We start from the raw sequence: 22,741 nt of genomic DNA on the forward strand, positions 1-22,741 counted from the left end.
CCCGACACTGTACCCTTGATTCCCCTTTTCCTAATAAAACGAATTAAACTTCATCTGATGGTGACGTTACTTCATCACCAAGAAAATACGTAAGTACATCTGGTAATAATGGCTTCCAAGATTTCCAATTATGCCCGCCTTCAAACTCTAAATAATGGTAGGTCACGCCCTTATCTTTAATCACATCTGCAAGCGCTCTATTCGGTGTTAAAAAGTTCGCACGTTCTCCCGTTGTTGGTAAGGCAAAATCTTCCTCTTCTAACCCTATCGCATGCCAAATAGATAATTCATTATACTGTAAGCAATGATTAAATTTATCTATAACTGTAGCATCTGAATGTGGACTTAGCATTGCAATTTGACTGAATATGGTTGGATACGTTAATGCGGTTAATAGTGCTATACTGCCTGCAAGACTATCACCCATTAAAATTCTGGCGTTTCCTACTTTATAGGTTGGAAACGTATGATCAATAAATGGTAGCAACTCTTTACCTACGGCTTGTACCGTCTTCTGACTTCTACTTCCTTGTGGATGAAACTCTTCTCGACGCTTATCAACATCTTCATAATGGAAACCGACAATAATCGCGCGTTGAATTTCATCCTCTCTTCTTAAACGTTCATATTCGCGTTGAAGTCTTCCAAATCTTAAAAAATCTAACCCGTCAAAACAAATAATGACTTGATATTTGAATAGTTCAGAATAATCTTCAGGCAAATATACTGATAATGTGACATCTCTTTCTAAGATATTACTATGTAAGATATGTTTATTAATTTTGCCTGCTTTAAAATTCGACATGACATTGACGCCCCCTAAATAGAATATACTCATTGTATCAAGTTCACGATGACTTTTAAATCTCTGAAAAAACAAATGTTTCATATTCATAAAATTTGGTAATTTAATCATAGTTATTAGGGAAAGAAGACGATTTAATACGGATAGGCTAGGATCTCCATTCCCCAGCCTGCTTTGCTTGTGGAATTTCTTTATGAAATTCTCTGTGCTGGGGCCCACCCCAGCTTGCTTTGCTTGTGGAATTTCTTTTCGAAATTCTCTGTGCTGGGGCCCCACCGTATTTTAGTTTGAAAGTTGTGGTGTTGTTTTAGGTTTGTTGATGGTTTGGTTTACATATCTGAATTTAAGTGTGATGTATCTCTGTGTATTTCTTGAAGTTAAAATTTCCCTTTTTAACGTGTCTTAATTGATATATACTTAATAAATAGTGAACAAATGAAAATAGGAGGACGTAAGCATATGCTTAACAAAGTTTGGTTTCGAACAGGTATTGCCCTAATTATCTTGTTCGTGCTAATTAAATTGTTTATGGAAGTACAAAGCGTTTTTGCACCTATTGTAACCATTATTGGTTCTGTGTTTCTTCCATTTATGATTAGCGGATTTTTATTTTATATCTGCTTACCTTTTCAAAATATTCTTGAAAAGTGGGGATTCCCACGTTGGGCAAGTATTACAACCATCTTTATTGGTTTAATTGCTATCATAGCAATCGTTGTCGCATTTATAGCACCAATCATTATTTCGAATGTGAACAGCTTAATTAAAGCGGCACCATCATTACAAAAAGAGGCTGAACAGATCGTTAATTTCTCACTTACTCAAATGGATAAACTTCCAAGTGACGTAACAGATAGAATTAATTCAGCTGTTAAATCAATGAGTGACAGTTTGACAGGTATTTTAGCCAACTCATTCTCTTACATTACGTCATTTATTTCAACTGTCTTCTTACTTATCATGGTACCGTTCTTCTTAATTTACATGTTAAAAGATCATGAAAAATTTATTCCTGCGCTTGCTAAATTTTTCAAAGGAGAGCGTAAAGTATTTGTAGTCGATTTAATGAAAGATTTAAACTTCACCTTAAAATCATACATTCAAGGACAAGTGACAGTAAGTGTTATCCTAGGGGTAATTTTATATATTGGTTATACAATTATAGGTTTACCTTACACACCTTTATTAGTACTATTTGCCGGTGTAGCTAACTTAATTCCTTTCTTAGGACCATGGTTATCTTTTGCACCTGCAGGCATACTAGGTATTATTGATGGTCCCACTACATTTATTTGGGTTTGTGTGGTGACATTAATCGCGCAACAACTTGAAGGTAACGTCATTACGCCGAATGTTATGGGTAAATCTTTGAGTATTCACCCACTTACTATCATTGTAGTTATTTTAGCTGCAGGAGATTTAGGTGGCTTTACACTTATTTTAATTGCCGTCCCTCTTTATGCAGTACTTAAGACCCTCGCAAGCAATGTCTTTAAATATCGTCAACGTATTATTGATAAAGCGAATAGCGACGTCAAAGATTAATTTGATACAAATGTATAATATATTTTAGGAGTAAGTTTGAATTTATTACGAATTCAAATCTACTCCCTTTTTTAGAAAAAAAGAGAACGGGACAGAATTTAAAATAAATTCGTTATCCCGCTCCCATATTAAATGTATTTATTATTTTATTGCGTGGAAACCACTATCTACGTGAATGTTCTCTCCAGTCACACCGCTTGAGAAATCACTTAATAAATAAGCAGCTGTTTTACCTACTTCTTCTTGATCTACATTTCGTCTTAATGGTGCACGTTCTTCAATTTCTTTAAGGATTGTATTGAAGCCACCGACACCTTTAGCACTTAATGTACGAATTGGACCGGCAGAGATAGCATTGACACGAATATTATCTGGACCTAAATCATAGGCTAAATATTTCACATTCGCTTCTAAACTTGCTTTCGCTACGCCCATAACGTTATAGTTTTGAACAGCAAATTCGCCACCAAGATATGTTGTTGCAACAATACTACCACCATTTGGCATTAATTTCTTCGCTTCATGTGCAACAATTGTTAATGAATAAGAGCTGATATCTTGAGCAAGTAAGAAACCTTCTCTTGATGTTTCTGAGAAACGGCCGCGTAAATCTTCGATATTAGCAAAAGCGATAGAATGATATACACCATCAATATTGCCTACTTCTTCGCCAATTTTCGCAAAACCATTGACTACATCTTCATCTTTTTGAACATCAATTTGATATAGTTTAGGATCTTCTTGATTTAATTGTTCTAATAATTTTTCTAATTCTTTGCGACTACGGTCTTTACGATACGTGAAAACAAGTTTAGCCCCTAATTGATCTAATACCTTTGCAACGCCAAATCCGATACTACGTTTATTAGCAATACCCATAATTACGAAGGTTTTATTTTCAAGATTAATCATTCGAAATAACTCCTTAATCATCGATTTTTTATATCTTAATCTCACTGTATAAACAATGTAGACTAATCTAACGTTATTATTTTACCATTCTTGCTTAACAATTATAAAGCAATATTATTGCCTTATGAGATGAAAAGAGGCGGAAACATAAAGATTGTACTTTGAAAAAGCTAAATGTAGAACGCATTTTTTAAATAGTGATTTTGCTTTAGCCACTCAAAAATCAGGATTAACAGCGGAGTTACCCCCCTAGCTAGCGATTTCCTATAAACAGTTCTACAAGTAGCGCAAGCTGAGCATTGTCACACCCTACAACGCTTAAGAAACAATTTTGCAAATCACTCAGTTCTTCTCAAACCCTAAATACCTTTGTCCCGACCTCATAATCAATTGTTGATTCCACTCAATCAATAATAAAACTCTAAATCTGATTTTAATTCATCAACGTACTCTTTCGAGCCCGTTACGATAAGTCTATCTTTATACCTTAATTGTGTATCACCATGAGGGACGATGGATTCATTGTTACGGATAATTCGTACAAAGATAATGTCACCGCCAAATGGGAAATTACGTAACTGAATATTTTCATATTGATGATTTAACATTTCAATTTCATATAATGATGTTTCCACATTGCTTAAAATGTTCAACATATTTGGTGTTTCGATTAAGCCTTGTAAGAAGATTTTATTACTAATGAAGTTACTGAATACTTCAATACCTTCACCTTTCATTTCTTCATCTTCATTACTGTTTTCTAGTCGACAAATGACGCGCTTAACATCATGTGCTTTAGCTAATTTAGCGACTTCTCGGTTAAGACTATCATCATTAGCAGAACAAACTACAATATCTTGATTGAATAATCCTAATCTTTCTAAGAGGTTTTCCTCATAGTGCGCAATTTCAACCACAGTTATATGATCCGATAAATTACGTTTATCTCCTAAATCTTTACGATAATATAAGGTCACGTTATAAAGATGTGGTGATAAATTTTGCACAATTGGAATCGTCAACTGATTCTTACCTATTAACGCAATATCAATTTTGCGATTAGCCTCATCCGGAATTGGAAACATTTTCTTGAAAATAATTGGTACAAACACACAAGTAATAATCGCACTTAAAATAAGTATGCCTGACATTTCAGAAGATATCGTATTTAATTGTTCTGCAATTTTAGCAGAGGCAATGACTAATGATAGTGTTGACGTTAATAAAAATGCTGATGCTATTGTTGTCTTGCTGTCAAACCATCGTCGAATAAAGAAAACTGGAATTAATTTCGAAATAATAAAAGCGATAATTAATACTGGAATGATTAATAATAATGATGGTTCTTTAATTAATGACGGAATATTTAAATCAACACCCACCATAATAAAGAAGATTGGAATAAAGAACCCATATCCAAATGAATCGAGCGTATGCACTAATTCTTCGTCTGGTTTCAGTAAAGATACAACGACACCAGCTAAGAATGCGCCTAGTATGTATTCAGCGCCTACCCCTTCAGCAAGTGCGACTAAAAGAATGATAAGGGCAAATATTGCTCTGATACCAATTTGTGTTGTGCCACCAATTAAACGGTGTAAAAATTTCATACGCTTAAATACAACACCTAATATATAGAAAATGGCCGTAAAGACAAGCAGAATTGCTGAAAGCCATACAGAACCATTACCACTACCATTGATACCACCGTATATAGTTAACAGTACCATTGTTACTAAATCGGCTAATACGGCCACTAACAATATAAATTGACCAATTGTCGTACGCATGATATTCATTTCTTTCAATGTCGGTACAACAACACCTAGTGATATCGTTGATATAATAATAATCATTAACAAGACATCATCTACTAGTCCTAACCATTTGAACGCGTACGCTAATATAACAGAAATAATCATGATAAAAGCAAACACAGTTAAGGCTAAGTTAAGATGACTTGGTACGTTCTTTTCATGCTTATTAGTACCTTGTCGATTTCTTTTATCCTTTTTAAACGTACTAAAATCAATTTCTAGCCCACTTAAAAACATTAAAAAGATAAACCCTAAAGTTGATAATATGTTCAGCATACTATCTTTATGTACTAAATTTAAAAAAGACTGACCAATAATAATCCCCATTATAATTTCAGCTACGACAACTGGTAAAAAATTGATGTTCAGCCTATTGATAATAATTGGTGTTAAAAAAGCTGCTAGAACTACAATAACTAGTGAAAAAAACTCCATTTTGTCCCCCTATGTTAAATATGACATGAATGTTGTTGCTAAACCAAAGTAAATTAACATACTTACAATATCATTTATCGTTGTAATAAATGGTCCACTGGCTACAGCTGGATCAATATTCAATTTATTCATAAACAATGGAATCATAGAACCAACTAATGTACCAACTGTCATCGCAATAGTCAGACTGCCCCCTACAATTAAAGCTAAAAATGGTTGTCTATAAATGACAACGATGATAATAAATAAGACAGTGGCACACACTAATCCTGATAGTAAGCCACTTCCCGCTTCTCTTAAAGCAACCTTAAATTTACTTTGCTCATCAATTTCTCCAGTTGAAATATTACGTACAGACACCGCTAATGATTGCGTACCAGAGTTCCCAGACATACCACTAATAATTGGTATAAATGCTGCTAACAACGCAACTTGTGATAATGTTGATTCAAAACTTCCTAATATTGTGGCGGTAATCATTCCTAAAAATGTAAGTATGATTAACCAAGGTAGTCGTTTAGTCGCGGTTTTGACAACAGAATCATTCGTTGAGTCGATATCAGATACCCCGGCTAAACGTGAGTAGTCTTCACTCGCTTCTTCATCCATGACATCTAAGATATCATCGATTGTAATAATACCTAATAAATGTTGTTGATAATCAATAACTGGCATAGCGATAAAGTCATAATCTCTCATCTTTTGTGCTACATCTTCTTGGTCATCAGCTACATTAACACTAATGACACGTTCACTCATGATATCCTCGATGTAAGCATCATTTTCTGCCACGATTAAATCTCTTAAAGATAATACACCAACTAATTGTCCGTCCGTGTTTACGGCAAAAATAACATAAATTGTTTCAGCATCTGGTGCTTGTTCTTTTACTAACATTAATGCTTCTTTAACCGGTGTATTTACATCAAGCGAAATATATTCCGTCGTCATAATACCGCCGGCTGTATCTTCTTCGTAATGTAATAGATGCTTAATTTCATTTGCATCTTCACGATTCATTAATGTTAACAAGCTAGCTACTTTCGGTTTTGACAGCTCATTTAAAATATCTACAGCATTATCGGAAGACATTTCTTCTAATACTTTACTCGCATAATGCGCATTCATCGTATCAAAGAGGTCTTCATATGCTTCATCATCAATCTCTAATTGTTCAAAGAATTCCCCAACTTCTTGTGGTGATAAAAATTCAAATATTTTTTGTCTGTTCTCATTCGTTGTATCTTCAAAGTATTCACTTTGTTCATATTCATGCATTGCTAGAAATTCTTCTCTAAAACGATCAATGTCATCTTGTATTAATAACTCATCTAACAAATTTTGATTATAGACTTCCTCATTGTTATAGTCATTATTTTCTGTTTCTAATGACAACGTCAGCACCTCCAAATCTTATTATAATTCTGTATATATCTTGTCTAGCCATTTATAATCTATCTCAATCTCAATCTCTTTATTATAAATCGGATGTATGAATGTCACTTTATAACATTGTAAAGATTGCGTATAAATAGTAGGATGACTTCCCTCATATAAATCATCGCCTACAAGTGGATGACCTATATAATTAAAGTGAACGCGTATTTGATGTGTTCGCCCGGTATGTAACTTGATTTCACATAGGCTCGCATTAGGTTTATGCGCAATCGCTTTATATGATGTTTTAGCATATTTCCCCGATTTATCTACCTTCCTAGCGATAATACTTTGACTATCTCTTGCAATTGGCGCTTCTATCACACCGTCGATTGGCGTTTGACCATAACACACGCACATATATCGTTTATCTAGCGCCATCGTCGACATTAAATGATGGATATGCCCATACTTAGCAAATACAACAATGCCACGGGTATTACGATCTAAACGTGTAACAATATGCGGTACAATCACCGAATGCATAAACTGTCCATCATTCAAATAGTACAATACGCGTTCTATCAAACTATCATGTGGATGTTCTCTTGATGGTGTACTATTTAAATGATGCGGTTTAGAAACAATAATTAAATAATCGTCTTCATATAGCACTTCAACAGGGTTGTCGGAAGGTATTAAATACGCACTAGGTATTTCTTCAGGTAACTCAATGGTTAATTCATCACCCGGCATCATCATTTTCCTAACGGTGACATGCTTATTATTAATAATTAAAGCGCCATTAAGTTTAATGGCGCTAATTGTCTTTTTAGAGTATTGATGACGCTGTAAAAAAGACTTAAGCAGTTCATTATGCTGAATCTTATATACAAATTTCATCGACCATCTTCACTCTCTATAAATGAATCATGTACCCTTTTCCAGAATGGGAATGGTCTAAATCTAGCAAATCGAACTTTCTCGTTCGCTACTCTAAATTGGATACCATTGACATTTTTATGTTTTAAACTCACATGATCAATTGTGGTAAGTATCGTGTCGTGATTAACTGGTGTGATTAAGCATGTATGATGCTTAGGCAAAACAAGTGGAGAACCCACTGTTCTAAAAACTCTATTATTGATAGAAGCAATTTCAGCGATTTGCATGGCTTCAAGCGAAGGATGTATTAACGCACCACCTAATGCTTTATTATAGGCAGTAGAACCTGATGGTGTTGAAATGCATAATCCATCACCTCTAAAACGCTCAAATTGTTTCCCACGAATACCTACATCCACAACGAGTGTCGATCCATTTTCAGTCTTCATCGTTGCTTCATTTAAAGCTAAATAACGTGTTTCATAACCATTGTCATTGTATCTCACAATAATTTCTAACAATGGATATTCAATGACTTGAAATTCAGAATTATTAATTTCGATAATTAATTTTTCCACTTCATGAGGCAACCAATCAGCATAAAATCCTAAATGGCCTGTATGTACACCGACAAATGCCACCTGTGACAACATATGACTATATTGGTGAAAAGCTTGGAGCAACGTTCCATCTCCACCTACCGAAATCACTATTTCTGGATTAACGGCATCTTCTACCATATGGAAGTCTTTCATATGATTTATCATTTTATGCTTTAATGCATTGGATTTCGAATCACCTTTTGACAAGATTGTATAACGCATCCCCACACCTCATTAGTCATGTTTTTTTGCACGTTTTTGAGAATAATATTTCTGTGCTTCTTGAATTTCATCTTTAATCTCAGACATTTCCTCGTCTAGAAGATATGCCGCTTCTGCAGCACGTTCAAGACGATGCTGAATTTCTGCTGGATAATCACCGTCATATTTATATCTAAGTGTATGTTCGATTGTAGCCCAGAAATTCATCGCTAATGTTCGAATTTGGATTTCCGCTAAAATAGCTTTCTGACCATTTAGCGTTTCAATCGGATACTCAATAATCACATGATATGAACGATAACCACTTTGTTTCGTATTATTAATATAGTCACGTTCTTCAATTACCTTGAAATCCTGGCGCTGTCTAAGCATATTAACCACAACGTCGATATCATCCACAAATTGACACATCATTCTTAGACCGGCAATATCATACATCTCTTCACGCAGTCGATCAAATGGTATACCCCTTTTATTCGCCTTATCAATAATACTCGTAATTGGTTTTACTCGACCAGTAACGAATTCAATGGGTGAAGCATCTTCTCCAACTTCATATTGCTTACGCAAACCTTTTAATTTTACCTTTAACTCGTCAACGGCTTGTTTATATGGTGTTAAAAATTGATCCCATTGATTCATAATGTTTCACTCCGCTTCACTTTAGGTCAAAAGTTTCTTCAACAGCTGAAACAAACTCCTTACCATAGTTATTATTTCCTTCAACATTCTCAAGGATATAATCTAATTCCTCTTGAAAATGTTCTAATTCCAATTCATCGTTTACAATTAATTTCTTGCCTCTATTCTCATGCAACATGGACCATGTTTCTTGAACAAAAATCAAGTAATCATACGATTGTCCATCATCTAATAAGTAGGCAAATCCATAATTATCACTATCAACAAGCATTTGCCCTACTTCTACTAACCCATCAGTTGGATCTTCTGAGTAGCAATAAATGCCATCGTCTTTAATTTTAATTTCATTTACATAAATACGCATGCTTGTTCCTCCTTATTATTCTTTACTAGTTTAACATAATTCAACTGCATAACACACGTTTGAAATGCACTTATTAATCGTTTAGTCCTGTTCAATTAACGCCGTTACGTCGCCGTTAGACGCATCATTTTATAATCTAAACTTTTTTGCTCATATTTACTTATTTCACACAACTTTAATTACTTTAAATTTTGATACAACTCAGTCATAATGTATTACAATAAATGGATTACGAGGTGCAAGTTATGGCTACAAATAACGAAATTGAATTCAAACAATTACTAAATAAAGACGTATACGATAAATTTAAGCATGCATTTTTTGAACATAAAGAACCTTTTACTCAAACAAACTATTATATTGATACGCCAAGTTTCACATTACGTAATCATAAGTCAGCATTACGTATTCGCGTTAAAAATGATACATACGAAATGACCTTAAAAGTACCAGCCGAAGTAGGTTTAATGGAATACAATCATATGGTGACATATCACCCAAACACTGGTGATGTGATATCCACGCACACATTACCGCATGATATTCGAGACATTGTTGAATCTTATGGTGTTAGTGACAATGAACTCACTATATTAGGTGCACTAACAACAGCGCGTCTGGAAACAACTTATCAAGACGAATTATTAGTATTAGATAGAAGTGATTACTTTGACAAGGTTGATTATGAATTAGAATTTGAAGTTAATGATTATAATAGCGGCTTGCAGAAATTTAATAAGCTATTAAATGAATTTAATCTTGAACACACTGTACCGAAAAATAAAGTACAACGTTTCTTCGACTACAAGAATCAAATTGAGAACTAATCAAACGTCATTGTAAAAAGTCAAATTACTTTTAAATGTAAAAATTCATGTTATATTAGTAATATATTAATGGAAATTGGTGATATTATGTCTAAAACGCCATACGATATTATAGGTGAAACAGCGCTCTACAATATGATTGATCATTTCTATTCTTTAGTCGAAAAAGATGATAGAATCAATCATTTGTTTCCTGGGGATTTTGCCGAAACGAGTAGAAAACAAAAACAATTTCTCACTCAATTTCTTGGTGGACCAAACCTATATACTGAAGAACACGGACATCCGATGTTAAAAAAGAGACACATGGAATTTAAAATAACAACTTACGAAAGAGATGCATGGTTAGAAAATATGCATATTGCAATAACCGATGCGCAATTTCCAGCTGGCGTTGGAGATTACTTATATGAACGATTACGTCTAACCGCAAATCACATGGTAAATTCCTAAATATAATTGAAGGTGAGTAAAACATGGCTGAAGAACTAAAAATCGTAGACAATAAAAGTCGTGAAGATGCTAATCTGTCACCTGTAAATAAAATTGAAATTTATTCATTTTTCGATCCGTTTAATGCAGATTGCTTTAAATTATCAGCGATTATTTCTAAATTAAGAATTGAATATAATCAATATATCCGTATCAGACATATTCTAAACCCTTCATTGAAAGTACTTACTAAGTGCCAAGCTCAAAGTACCTCTGATTTTGATAATATCGCCTTAGCTTATAAAGCCGCTGAATTACAAGGGCGTTTAAGAGCAGAGCGTTTTATACATTTAATGCAAAATGAAATCATCCCTAAGAAGGATATTATTACGGAAGAGATGATTTGTGACTGTATCATCAACGCAGGTTTAGATTACAATGAATTTAAAGAAGATCTACAAAAGCGCAAACTAACTGAAAGTTTAAAAATAGATTTACACATTGCTCGAGAAATGGAAATAGAACAGGCACCTTCACTTGTATTCTTTAGTGAAAATGTTCATGAGGAAGGACTCAAAGTCGAAGGATTATATCCATATCATATATATACTTACATCATTAACGAATTAATGGGTACCCCAATTGAGAAAAATCTTCCACCAAAAATTGAGGAATATATTCAAAAGAAACAACTTGTCACTATGGAAGAATTATTAACCATTTACGAGTGGCCCGAAAAGTTATTGACCAAAGAACTAAAAAAATTGGCATTACAACAAAAAGTTGAAAAACTTCAATATCCTGAAGGCGATTTTTGGCAATCAAAAATGCCTAGAATTTAATTAAAAACAACCAATCATTGCAGCGTCGCTTTGATTGGTTGTTTTTTGATTGTTTAACTTACTTAAGGTTGTACAACCCCATTTTTTATTTTCACATTACTTCCTTTTTGAAGCTTATCAAATTGATGCTTTGGCAACACAACAACTCTATCTCCCTGCTTTGTCTTAATAGTCACTGTATATAATGTCTCTTTAGCTTTCATTTGATGTTTTAACATATTCATTTGATAGTTAACGCTATGTTTATGTTCTTGAGATGAATTAGCAATAATATAATAAAATAGCCAATTGTTATAGAAGTTTGTTGCCATAAATTGTGATGGTACTGAAGCATATGGACTATATTTGTAATTAGGATTTAAAAGTGCACGTGTTTGATGATTGTAGCGACTTGAATGATATGTGTTTTTAGCTTTAGTATTATGAGCTATATTACTCGTTTTAGACGCTTGCGCTGCAGCACGTTGGCTGGATAGTCTTGATGCACGAGAAGCGTTAACTGCACTAGAGCGATTCATAGATGAACTTGAAGACGATGTCGTTCTAGTTGCTGCACTACTTGAAGATGCACTGCTTGAACTTGAAGACGATGAACTACTTGGTGTGCCACCATTTGAAGTTGTAGCATGTAGCTGATGATGCGTCATTTCAAACATATAAAGTAAGCTCACAATACAAATGCAACTTATCAACTTTAATATTTTGTTCACTAAGTCGTCGCCCTCCTATTTAGTTACTTGATCTTTTGAAATTACTTTTCCTTCTACATCATCATCGCCATAAGTCATATACGGTGGTCGATAGACATGTATATTTTTACCATCTTTAATGATGTAAGGTTTTTCATTACCATCGCTTAATATATGTTCATAAACATGATCTAAACTTGTGCGTTCAATATGTGAGTGCTTTTCTTTATCATTATATTTAATTTCAACATTAGGCGAATCTTCATCACCATCATTTAAGACTTCGTAATATACATACTCAAATTTTTCTGATTTCTTACTGTCATTTGATGGTTCCTTTTGTTCCCCATCGTCACAAGCAGTTAAAACGATTGTTAAGCAAATCATAGACAATAACAAAGTAAATTTTTTCATTGATACTCCCCTTTCAAATTGATTAAATATAAAATTAAATCACAACTTAATTTTAACAAATTAATATTAAAAATCATCATGTAATAGAAAAGGGAATAAAACTATTTATAAAATAAGAGATAATAAACTGAGATGGTTATTAAAAAGTATAAAAAAACGCCGTGTCTGATTACACGACGCTAAACAAAGGGGATGGGAGAAATTTTTCACTTCAAACAAAGGGGTATGTTTGTTATGTGATTAATTTCATGTTCATAATATAACACGCTAAAATAGGTGTTTCAATAATAAAGTCCCTTTATTTTTAAATTGTCACAAACTTGCCATATTGTAAACGTATACAGTTATTTTGAGCTTTCATTAACTTTTCAAACGCATCTAATTTTTGCTCAAAAACTTCACAAGCTTGCTCAATAGGTTCTGGAGATGTCATATCCACACCTGCATTTTTCAGAATTTCAATTGGGTAATTAGAACTTCCTTTTTTCAAGAATTCATTAATATATCTATCTACAGCTGGTTTACCCTCAGTAAGAATTTGATGACTTAAACTTTGTGCGGCACTATAACCTGTTGCATATTGATATACATAATAGTTCATATAGAAGTGAGGAATACGTGACCATTCTTTGCTAATATTGTCATCTGTTTCAACAACATCACCAAAATATTGTTGATTCAATTTAGCATATTCCTCATTCATAAGTGTTGCCGTCAATGGTTCGCCCGCTTCTTCAATTTGATGAATTTTATGTTCAAATTCTGCAAACATTGTTTGACGGAATAAAGTCGCTCTAAATCTTTCAAGTTCTTGATTTAACAATAATAAACGACGTTCATCATCTAAATGTTTATCCATATAATCACTTAATAACGCTTCATTACAAGTTGATGCAACTTCAGCAACAAAGATTGAATAGTCACTAGAATTTGATGGTTGATATTTACGACTGAAATAACTATGTGCTGAATGACCAAACTCATGAATTAATGTATATAAGTCAGAGACAGTATCTGACCAGTTTAATAGAATAAACGGATTAGTTAAGTGCGCACCAGATGAGTAACCACCTGAACGTTTACCTTTATTCTCATATACGTCTACCCAACGATTATTTAAACCTTCTTTAACAACATCAAGATACGTTTCACCCATTGGCTCTAACGCTTTAAGCATCCATTCTTTCGCTTCTTCATAAGGCATTTCAAATTTAACGTCTTTAACCATTGGCGTATATAAATCGTACATTTTCAGCTCATCAACGTCTAATAATTCTTTTCTTAATTTCGTATATCTGTGTAATAATGGTAAATATTTATGCACAGTTTTTACTAAATTATCATAAACTTCTTCTGGTATATGATTATTACTTAACGCACGCTCACGAGCTGTTTTATAGTTATGTGTTCGAGCATTAAACACATTCTTCTTAACTTCACCTGCTAAAGTTGATCCTAAAGTATTATTATAAGCACCATATGCTTTATATAAATTATTATATGCAGATTGACGTAATACTCGATCATCTGATTCTAAATATTTAATAAAAGTGCCTTGCGTTAATGGATGTTTCTCACCATTTTTATCGACCGCATCTTCAAATTCTAGATCAGCATTACTGAACATACCATATACATTACTTGGTGTAGACAATGCATCTTGTGCTTCAGTTAATAATCTTTCTTGTTCTGCATCTAAAATGTGTGGTCGTTTTTCGTTAATCAATTTCAAGTCAAATTCGTAACGTTTTAAATCATTATTCTCATTAATAAAAGATTGTAATTTATCTTCATCAATTTGAAGTATTTCAGGTACTAAGAAACTCCATGCTGAACTTATTTTAATGATAAGTTGATGCGCACGTGATTCAAAACCAGTATATTTATCATTTGATGTGTCTTGGTCTTGTTTTAAATGTGCATAAACATATACTTTTTCAAGTTTAGTACTAATTTCATCTTCTAATGATAACGCATTGTATAACGTTTCCGAGCTATCACCTAAGTGTCCTTTAAATTGTTCTTCTTTACCTAGATAACCTTCAACCTCTTTTAATGCGGCTTCGAAAGCTTCATCACTCTCAAAAATTGTTGTTAAATCCCACGTATCATTTGGATATTTACGTTCTTGCTCTTCTCTTGTTAATTGTTGACTCATATAGTAAACCTCCTATAATAACTAATGGTATAATTTTCTCATTATTCCCTTTGAATTGCACGTTTTAACTATATTTTCTGTAATGATTAATGAGTTCTGAGACAACATGATCCATAGAAATAGTGTTAAGGTACATCTGTCTAAATTTAAGAAAGTCTTTTAAACACTGATGCACATCACGTTCTTGTTGATTCAATAATTCCAATTGCAATTGCCACTGAACTGGATGATTTTCAATGTAAAGTTGATAAGGGAATATGTATCCGAAGTTACGATAAACAGCTTCATCTGACAACCTTAATTGATACATTGCACTTAAAGAAGGTTCAAGGACAGAATTTTGCCTTCTACATTGATTCAAGTAATGGTGTATTTCAGATTTCTTTAGCTTGAAAATGTGTTGATATGGTGGAGACATTATATTAATCTGATTCACTAATTCATTGATTTCAATTACTGTTTGTTTTGCAATAAATTGTTTGCCACCAATATGCTGAATTTGACTATATAAAACAATGCGCTTGTTCTCATGATTCCATACATATAAACACCTGTTAATTGGATGTATAAAATGTGCTTGAAATGAATTGAGATATAGCCTTCCTCTATGATATCGACAATCTTTAATCAACCAAATGACTTCCATATTCAGTTGTTTAAACCCCTTTGTTCGTTCTAAGATTTCTTCTATACTTATTCTAGAAAATTGAATTTCAATGACAAATTTTAAGTTGACTAGTATATCTGGGAATTGTTGTATCGTCGGGCAATAAGGCTCAATTTGAACGTGATAATGCTGTTGTGATAACATCTTCGCAATGAAGCTCTTTACAAAGTAATGTTGTTCCGATTCTTGCTTCGCACAATAGCTTACGCTATCCACTTTATGCGCGAAATGCGGCATTTTCTTTGTGCCACGTTTTAGTAATAGTTGTGATCTACAATGCGGACAAAAATAACTTTCTTGTTGCTTTGCACGATGCGCATATACTTGCTCGCCTTGTTGATTTATAGCCATTAACATAAATTTCACTCACCTCATAAGATTAAACGTTTGAGATGGTGATTTTACTTCTCAACACAAAAAACCGAAGCAATATTCATTGCCTCGGTATAAACCTTTCATTATTCAACCGTATCTGGGAAATAACGACGGACTTGTGCAGTAACGTTATGACTCATAATAATCTTAGCATAATCGTTTAAATACACTTCAGTTTTATCAGTTGGATATGCAAATTCTAGCATTTGACTATAACTATCATTAATAGTCTCTTGACTCACTGTTTCATCAAAGTGAACAGCATAATAATATTTATTATCATTCATATATAATAAATCTTCAAATTCATCAGTTGATAAATTATGATGATAAGCATAACTTATCACTTGTTCTAAATCATCGAATTTAACAATAACTGTTCTAATATTAGATCGTTGTTTCGTTTGCTTTTGTTCAGATTTATGCGCTTGTTTTTGTTGTGCTCTTTGTTCGAATAAGTTTTCAATACTGTCTTCATTTTCCAATGTATTTGCAAGTAATTCATTAACCTGTTCTTCAAATTGTTCATTCGCATCTTCATCTGACATATGCATAGCGTCTTCATTTTTAGATTTTGAAATCGTAACTTCCACACCTTTTTCGAAGGCATGTACTTGTATCCAAAGTGGACCTTCAACTACGAAGTCCTCTTCTTCATTGATTTCATCCATCATTGACCAGAAGAATTCTTCGCCTCTTTTACGGTTCGTCCATAAATCTTCACGACTAAATCCTCTAGCTTCAATATCACTATAAGTTATAAATAATTTGACTGTTGTGTCATCAACGCGTTCTATTCTCATATCATCTCACTCCTTACAGTCGATGAATAGTAACCATATTGTATTAGAACGTGGTGGAAATTACAATTTATTTGTTTGATTAAATTTAACTATTTTATAATCGTTATATATATTAACATATTCCCTTTTAGAGTTACAAAAAGGGAGTGGAACAGAATTCTTTTAAATTCGTCGTCCCACCCCCGCAAGGATGTCTAGAACTGAGAAAATCTTGATTTAAGCGCCTTCTCAGTTCAGTCAGCTACTGCGAATTTGCAAAATAGCTTCATTATATTATTTATGTCCTAGCTTCTTCATAATATTATAATCTTCAATTAAATTTTAGAATTAATCTACAAGACGTTGCGCTTCTTGTAATTGGAAAGTACGAACCTTTCTAGGTAAGAAACGTCTAATTTCATCTTCGTTATAACCAACTTGTAAACGTTTTTCATCTAAAATAATTGGACGACGTAAAAGTCCAGGATTATCTTGGATGATTGCATAAAGATCTTGTAATGGTAAAGAATCAATATCAACGTTTAATTTTTGGTATGTTTTAGAACGAGTAGAAATAATTTCGTCAGTTCCGTCTTCAGTCATTTTTAAAATTTGTTTGATTTCATCAATTGTTAAATGTTCAGAAAAAATGTTACGCTCCGTATATGGAATGTCATGTTCTTGTAACCATGCTTTCGCTTTACGGCAAGATGTGCAACTTGGTGAAGTAAATAATGTTACCATACATCTCACTCTCCTATTGAATGAATATTATTCATTATTTTTAAATTTATTGATTAAGAAATAATCGTTTATTTAGTCCTCTTAACCTTACAATGTAAGTATAACTATCTAACATTAAAATTAAATGAGAAAATCCTAATTTTTCTGAGAAATCTCAAATTTTCTAAAAACCTAATTTTAAAGGCTTAGAATTAACGTATAACTACATACTAACATAACTTACATTTTAAAGAAATACTGTTATAATTTAAATAATATGAATTAAAACTAAGAAAGTAGGCATCTAATATGGAGACATTATTTTCAGGAATTCAACCTAGTGGCATACCCACAATTGGTAATTATATTGGCGCATTGAAACAATTTGCTGATGTACAAAATGATTACGATTGTTATTTTTGCATTGTTGACCAACATGCTATCACAGTGCCGCAAGATAAAATCAAATTGCGTAAACAAATACGTCAACTTGCAGCTATTTATTTAGCATCAGGAATCAACCCGGAAAAAGCTACCTTATTTATACAATCTGAAGTACCAGCACATGTACAAGCTGGTTGGATGCTCACAACAATCTCAAGTGTGGGTGAACTTGAACGTATGACTCAATATAAAGATAAAGCTCAAAAGCGAACTGATGGTATTCCAGCTGGGTTACTAACTTACCCACCGTTAATGGCTGCAGATATTGTTATTTACAATACTAACATTGTTCCAGTTGGTGAAGACCAAAAACAACATATGGAATTAACTCGAAATTTAGTTGAACGCTTTAATAGTCGTTATAATGACGTTTTAGTTAAGCCAGAAATTCGCATGCCTAAAGTAGGTGGCCGTGTAATGAGTTTACAAGACCCAACTAAGAAAATGAGTAAAAGTGATGACAATCAAAAAAACTTTATTTCATTACTAGATGAACCTAACGTGGCTGCTAAGAAGATTAAAAGTGCTGTAACAGATTCAGATGGCATTATTAAATTTGATCGAGATAACAAACCAGGTATATCAAATTTATTAACAATCTACTCTAGCCTAACAAATGAATCTATTAAAGATTTGGAAGCTAAATATAAAAATGAAGGATACGGAAAATTCAAAACCGACTTATCAGAAATCGTCAAAGATTTCTTAATTGATTTCCAAAAGAAATATGATGAATTTTATCATTCAGACAAATTAGATGAAATACTAGATCATGGTCGCGATAAAGCTCAAAAAGCCTCATTCAAAACATTGAAAAAAATGGAACGCGCTATGGGACTAGGACGTAAACGATAATAATAAAAAAGTGAGATGACTAAACTCATCTCACTTTTTTATTACCTATTTTCAGTTATTTTCTCCCTTTAGGGTTAAATGCATCTTTAAGTCCCTCACCAATAAAGTTAATGCTTAGTATTGTAAACATAATCATTAGTGCAGGGGGCATCCATATCCAGGGCTTAGAACTAATAATGTCGCCTTCTTGTGCATCACTTAACATGTTCCCCCATGAAGGAATGGATTTACTAATCCCAAATCCTAAAAAACTCAAACCAGATTCTACTACAATCATTCCTGCAAATGTTAAAGTAGCTTGTACAATAACTACACTTAAAATATTAGGTAATAAATGCTTTAAAATAATTTTATGTGTGGGCGTACCAATCGATTTCGCTGCTAAGAAATATTCATTTTCTTTCTCTTGCATGACTTTCCCACGTACTAACCTAGCAATGCCTCCCCAACTAAGAACGATAATAACTGCTACTAAAATAATCGCTGAGCCGTATGGATTTTTAATTTTATCACCAAGCGCAGCATTTAAAACGATTGCGAAAATTAAAAACGGAAAAAGCATTACAAATTCAGTGACACGCATTAATAGGGTATCAAGTATGCCTCCAAAATAACCTGATATGACGCCTATTGCTATCCCAATTATCAGCATACCAATCGTAGAAACTAATCCAATTGTCAACGACATTCTTCCTGCAAATAATAATCTACTGAAATTATCTCTACCTCCGGAGTCGGTTCCTAATATATTTTGAGAAGTCATGTCACCTTTGATATTTAATAAATCCTGCTGATTAATAGGCAACGGTGCTAATAATGGTGCAATAATTGATATAATGGCTACTAAAATTAAAAATACTAATGATGCCATAGCAATTTTATTCTTGGCAAATTTGTGTAAGGCAATCTTTGTAGGTGAAGATGCTTTTTTTACAGTTTTTAAGTGATTACGTCGTTTGGTCATCATTTACCTTTACCTCTTCTCATTTTAATTACTACGAATTCTAGGATCGACAAAATTATAAGTTATATCAGATATAAGATTTCCAAATAACCCCAAAAATGAAAAGAATAACGTTAACGCCATCATTAATGGATAATCTTGCCCAGTTACTGATTCTAAAAATAATTTACCAATACCATTAAAAGAAAAAATTGTTTCAGTAATAACCGCACCGCCTAAGATACTTACAATATCAGCTCCTAAAAACGTAATAATTGGAATTAATGAGTTACGTAAAATATGTTTATTATAAATTTTATTCATTGATAAACCTTTTGCTTTAGCAGTTAAAACATAGTCTTTATTAGCATTATCAATAATATCGTTTCTTAAATACTGAATATAACCGGCAGTTGATAATAATCCCAACGTTAAAGCAGGTAAAATCGTATGATAGAGCTTACTCAAATAGTATGCAAAACTTCCTTCTTGAAGATTAATATCGACTGACCCTTGAAAAGGAAATATTGGGAATTGAAATGCAAATAGATAAATTGCAAATACACCGGCAATAAATGAAGGAATAGCCAACATAACGTAGTTAAAAACTTGAATAGTATAGTCTCCTATTGAATATGCATATCTTCCTGAAACAATTCCTAGAATAAACGATAATATATATGTAATTATTAGAGATACAACACCAAGCAATATTGTATTAGGCAAGCGTTCGATAATTAAATCAAATACTGGTCGCTTATATTTAATAGATTCTCCTAAATGACCATGTGCTACATTTCCAATCCATCTGACATATTGCGTTGGTATAGAATCATTGAGACCTAGTTTTTCTCTCTGAGCGGCAATTGCCTCTTGCTTAACATGAGGGTTGTATTGTCCACTAAAAGGATCACCTGGTTGAATTATTGCTAAGCTAAATACCACGATTGATATCAAAAACAATAATGGTATCATTAAAAGAAATCGTTTTAAGATGAGTTTTATCATTTAGCATTCACCCTTTCAGTAAAGAAGCAAGCAACATGATGTTGTGATTTTATTTCTTCTAGCTTCGGTCTTTGCTCGCGACACTTATCTTGTGCAATCGGACATCTAGTGTGGAATGGGCATCCTTTAGGTGGATTACTTGGAGATGGTAATTCTCCCTTCAAAATAATTCTATTTCCCTTAGCCTGATTAAATTGGGGTATAGACGAAATTAAAGCCTTAGTATAAGGGTGTTGTGGATTTTTATATAACTCAGTACTATCTGCGATTTCCACCATATGTCCTAAGTACATAACACCTATCACATCACTAATATGTTTCACTACACTCAAATCATGAGCTATAAATAAATAGCTTAAATTAAATTCTTTTTGTAGATCTTTCATAAGATTTAATACTTGAGACTGAACAGATACATCTAAAGCACTCACAGGTTCATCAGCTACAATAAGTTTTGGTCTAATTGCTAGCGCTCTAGCTATACCTATTCTCTGTCTTTGTCCCCCTGAAAATTGGTGCGCATATTTGTAATACGTATCCTCACTCATCCCTACGCAGTTTAATAAATACATTACTTCATCTTTAAGTTTCTTTTTATCAACTACATGGTAATTTTGTAACGGTTCGCCTATGATATCTCCAACCATCTGCATTGGATTTAACGAAGCATAAGGGTCTTGAAATATCATTTGAAAATTTTTACGCGCTTCTCGTAATTTTTTTCCATTTAATTGCGTAATATCAACATCATTAATTTTAATTTCACCCGATGTTATATTTTCTAATCGAACGATAGATTTTCCAAGCGTTGACTTACCACATCCTGATTCTCCTACTAAACCAAATGTTTGTCCTTTTTTAATTGTAAAAGAAATATCATCTACTGCTTTAACGTATTGCGTTGGTTTAAAAGGGCCTGATTTAATAGGATAATATGTTTTTAAATTCTGTATTTCTAAGATGTTATCCATTTTTTCTTCCTCTCTATTGGTCTAATAGATGACAGCGTACTTGACTACCGTCCCTACTCATAAGTTTTGGTTCTCGTTGGTTACATAATTCCATTCTGACTTCGCATCTATTCGCAAAACGACATTGATTTTTATTAAACTCAGTTATACTGGGTACCATGCCATCAATCACTTCTAAATACTCCACACTTTCATTTAACTTTGGAATTGTACGAAGTAATTTCTTAGTATATGGGTGTTTAGGATGATTTAAAATTTGATGTAATTCCCCAAATTCAACAATTTGTCCAGCGTACATGACGATGACTTTATCACAAAATTCCGATACGACACTTAAATCATGCGTAACCAGAATAATTGACATGTTATTTTCTTGCTGTAATTTTTTTAGTAATTCAAGAATTTGTGCTTGTATCGTTACATCTAATGCTGTAGTCGGTTCGTCAGCAATTAATAATTTTGGGTTACAAGAAATTGCAATCGCAATCATCACTCTTTGTCGCATTCCACCGGATAATTGATGCGGATAGCTATTTAATACTTCTTCTACTCGAGCTATCCCTACTTGCTGTAACAATTCTTTAGCCAACACATATGCTTCTTTTTTCGTTTTATGTAAATGTAAAATAATAGGTTCTATTAATTGATTTTTGATTTTAAATACAGGATTCAGTGCCGTCATAGGCTCTTGAAACACCATACCGATATCTTTCCCTCTAATTTTTCGGTATTCACTTTCACTAGCATTTTGTAGCGCTTTACCGTCGAATATAATTTTACCGTGTGTGATTTTAGATATTTTTTCTGGTAAGAGTTTTACAATTGACTTATTTAAGATTGATTTGCCACATCCAGATTCTCCAACAATTCCAAGTGTTTCATTACTTTTTAATTTAAAAGAAATTTGATCAATTGTAGGGTACCAGTTGTTGTTTATATTAATAGATGTTTCTAATTCATTTATTTCTAATAAATAGTTATCCATAATTTGCTCCAATCAATAAA

22 protein-coding genes and 1 pseudogene are annotated in these 22,741 nt (G+C 33.0%); 5 read left to right on the forward strand and 18 right to left on the reverse strand.

Annotated features, from left to right (window positions below; genetic code table 11):
* Positions 1–43: 43 nt before the first annotated feature.
* A complete protein-coding gene (locus KA858_RS07595; protein WP_107630071.1) occupies positions 44–805 on the reverse strand; it encodes an esterase family protein in 762 nt (253 codons plus the stop codon).
* A 459-nt stretch (positions 806–1,264) separates the two neighbouring features.
* On the opposite strand from KA858_RS07595, the gene cozEa reads away from it, so the two are divergent.
* Entirely contained in the window at positions 1,265–2,350 is a 1,086-nt protein-coding gene (cozEa, locus tag KA858_RS07600; protein ID WP_053029682.1) for a lipoteichoic acid biosynthesis protein CozEa, read from the forward strand.
* Positions 2,351–2,491: 141 nt separating this feature from the next.
* On the opposite strand, the gene fabI is transcribed toward cozEa, so the two are convergent.
* From fabI to KA858_RS07635, 7 genes are all read right to left on the reverse strand, one after another.
* Positions 2,492–3,262, reverse strand: a complete 771-nt coding sequence (gene fabI, locus KA858_RS07605) for an enoyl-ACP reductase FabI (RefSeq protein ID WP_053029684.1) — start codon at positions 3,260–3,262, stop codon at positions 2,492–2,494.
* Positions 3,263–3,669: 407 nt separating this feature from the next.
* Positions 3,670–5,514, reverse strand: a complete 1,845-nt coding sequence (locus KA858_RS07610; RefSeq protein ID WP_210135361.1) for a monovalent cation:proton antiporter family protein — start codon at positions 5,512–5,514, stop codon at positions 3,670–3,672.
* Positions 5,515–5,523: 9 nt separating this feature from the next.
* On the reverse strand, positions 5,524–6,909 hold the full coding sequence (mgtE, locus tag KA858_RS07615; RefSeq protein WP_053029688.1) for a magnesium transporter: 1,386 nt from the start codon (positions 6,907–6,909) through the stop codon (positions 5,524–5,526).
* 21 nt (positions 6,910–6,930) lie between these two features.
* On the reverse strand, positions 6,931–7,794 hold the full coding sequence (locus tag KA858_RS07620) for an RluA family pseudouridine synthase (protein WP_210135362.1): 864 nt from the start codon (positions 7,792–7,794) through the stop codon (positions 6,931–6,933).
* Positions 7,791–8,600, reverse strand: coding sequence for an NAD kinase (locus KA858_RS07625; protein ID WP_011276221.1), 810 nt, complete (start codon positions 8,598–8,600; stop codon positions 7,791–7,793). Before KA858_RS07625 ends, KA858_RS07620 begins: the two co-directional genes overlap by 4 nt.
* A gap of 12 nt (positions 8,601–8,612) precedes the next feature.
* The gene (yjbM, locus tag KA858_RS07630; RefSeq protein WP_011276222.1) at positions 8,613–9,242 is read right to left on the reverse strand and encodes a GTP diphosphokinase; all 630 of its coding nucleotides are present in this window, start codon (positions 9,240–9,242) and stop codon (positions 8,613–8,615) included.
* 16 nt (positions 9,243–9,258) lie between these two features.
* Positions 9,259–9,606 carry a UPF0738 family protein gene (locus KA858_RS07635; protein WP_070855082.1) on the reverse strand — a complete coding sequence of 116 codons (348 nt, stop codon included), beginning with the start codon at positions 9,604–9,606 and terminating at the stop codon, positions 9,259–9,261.
* A 245-nt stretch (positions 9,607–9,851) separates the two neighbouring features.
* On the opposite strand from KA858_RS07635, the gene KA858_RS07640 reads away from it, so the two are divergent.
* The 3 genes from KA858_RS07640 to yjbH all read left to right on the forward strand — a co-directional run bounded on the left by KA858_RS07640 (position 9,852) and on the right by yjbH (position 11,707).
* Entirely contained in the window at positions 9,852–10,433 is a 582-nt protein-coding gene (locus tag KA858_RS07640) for a CYTH domain-containing protein (protein ID WP_210135363.1), read from the forward strand.
* An 87-nt stretch (positions 10,434–10,520) separates the two neighbouring features.
* Positions 10,521–10,886 carry a truncated hemoglobin YjbI gene (locus KA858_RS07645; RefSeq protein ID WP_053030005.1) on the forward strand — a complete coding sequence of 122 codons (366 nt, stop codon included), beginning with the start codon at positions 10,521–10,523 and terminating at the stop codon, positions 10,884–10,886.
* A 23-nt stretch (positions 10,887–10,909) separates the two neighbouring features.
* Positions 10,910–11,707 carry a protease adaptor protein YjbH gene (gene yjbH, locus KA858_RS07650; protein WP_210135364.1) on the forward strand — a complete coding sequence of 266 codons (798 nt, stop codon included), beginning with the start codon at positions 10,910–10,912 and terminating at the stop codon, positions 11,705–11,707.
* A gap of 62 nt (positions 11,708–11,769) precedes the next feature.
* On the opposite strand, the gene KA858_RS07655 is transcribed toward yjbH, so the two are convergent.
* From KA858_RS07655 to spxA, 6 genes are all read right to left on the reverse strand, one after another.
* Positions 11,770–12,417, reverse strand: a complete 648-nt coding sequence (locus tag KA858_RS07655; RefSeq protein ID WP_210135365.1) for a hypothetical protein — start codon at positions 12,415–12,417, stop codon at positions 11,770–11,772.
* 15 nt (positions 12,418–12,432) lie between these two features.
* Positions 12,433–12,810: a hypothetical protein gene (locus tag KA858_RS07660; protein ID WP_107630076.1), complete on the reverse strand. Its 378-nt coding sequence runs from the start codon at positions 12,808–12,810 to the stop codon at positions 12,433–12,435.
* Between the two features lie 304 nt (positions 12,811–13,114).
* Positions 13,115–14,968, reverse strand: a complete 1,854-nt coding sequence (gene pepF, locus KA858_RS07665) for an oligoendopeptidase F (protein WP_210135366.1) — start codon at positions 14,966–14,968, stop codon at positions 13,115–13,117.
* A 64-nt stretch (positions 14,969–15,032) separates the two neighbouring features.
* Positions 15,033–15,992: a competence protein CoiA gene (locus tag KA858_RS07670; protein ID WP_210135367.1), complete on the reverse strand. Its 960-nt coding sequence runs from the start codon at positions 15,990–15,992 to the stop codon at positions 15,033–15,035.
* Positions 15,993–16,093: 101 nt separating this feature from the next.
* Positions 16,094–16,813, reverse strand: coding sequence for an adaptor protein MecA (gene mecA / locus KA858_RS07675; RefSeq protein ID WP_053029709.1), 720 nt, complete (start codon positions 16,811–16,813; stop codon positions 16,094–16,096).
* A gap of 327 nt (positions 16,814–17,140) precedes the next feature.
* Entirely contained in the window at positions 17,141–17,536 is a 396-nt protein-coding gene (gene spxA / locus KA858_RS07680; RefSeq protein ID WP_011276230.1) for a transcriptional regulator SpxA, read from the reverse strand.
* Positions 17,537–17,824: 288 nt separating this feature from the next.
* On the opposite strand from spxA, the gene trpS reads away from it, so the two are divergent.
* A complete protein-coding gene (trpS, locus tag KA858_RS07685) occupies positions 17,825–18,814 on the forward strand; it encodes a tryptophan--tRNA ligase (protein WP_107630079.1) in 990 nt (329 codons plus the stop codon).
* 55 nt (positions 18,815–18,869) lie between these two features.
* Here the strand turns inward: trpS and opp4C are convergent, their stop codons facing one another.
* The 4 genes and pseudogenes from opp4C to KA858_RS07705 form a co-directional block, all read right to left on the reverse strand.
* Positions 18,870–19,778: an oligopeptide ABC transporter permease gene (gene opp4C, locus KA858_RS07690; RefSeq protein WP_210135375.1), complete on the reverse strand. Its 909-nt coding sequence runs from the start codon at positions 19,776–19,778 to the stop codon at positions 18,870–18,872.
* Between the two features lie 24 nt (positions 19,779–19,802).
* Positions 19,803–20,765 carry an oligopeptide ABC transporter permease gene (gene opp4B / locus KA858_RS07695; protein ID WP_210135368.1) on the reverse strand — a complete coding sequence of 321 codons (963 nt, stop codon included), beginning with the start codon at positions 20,763–20,765 and terminating at the stop codon, positions 19,803–19,805.
* Positions 20,762–21,745, reverse strand: a pseudogene (locus KA858_RS07700) (ABC transporter ATP-binding protein); the annotation flags it as partial. The gene opp4B and the pseudogene KA858_RS07700, both read right to left, overlap by 4 nt.
* Before the next feature lie 4 nt (positions 21,746–21,749).
* Positions 21,750–22,721 (reverse strand): ABC transporter ATP-binding protein, encoded by a 972-nt coding sequence (locus tag KA858_RS07705; RefSeq protein ID WP_070855089.1) that lies wholly within the window; start codon positions 22,719–22,721, stop codon positions 21,750–21,752.
* Positions 22,722–22,741: the final 20 nt, after the last annotated feature.

This window comes from Staphylococcus sp. GDX8P80P (genome assembly GCF_017893095.1).
Taxonomy (GTDB): domain Bacteria; phylum Bacillota; class Bacilli; order Staphylococcales; family Staphylococcaceae; genus Staphylococcus; species Staphylococcus borealis.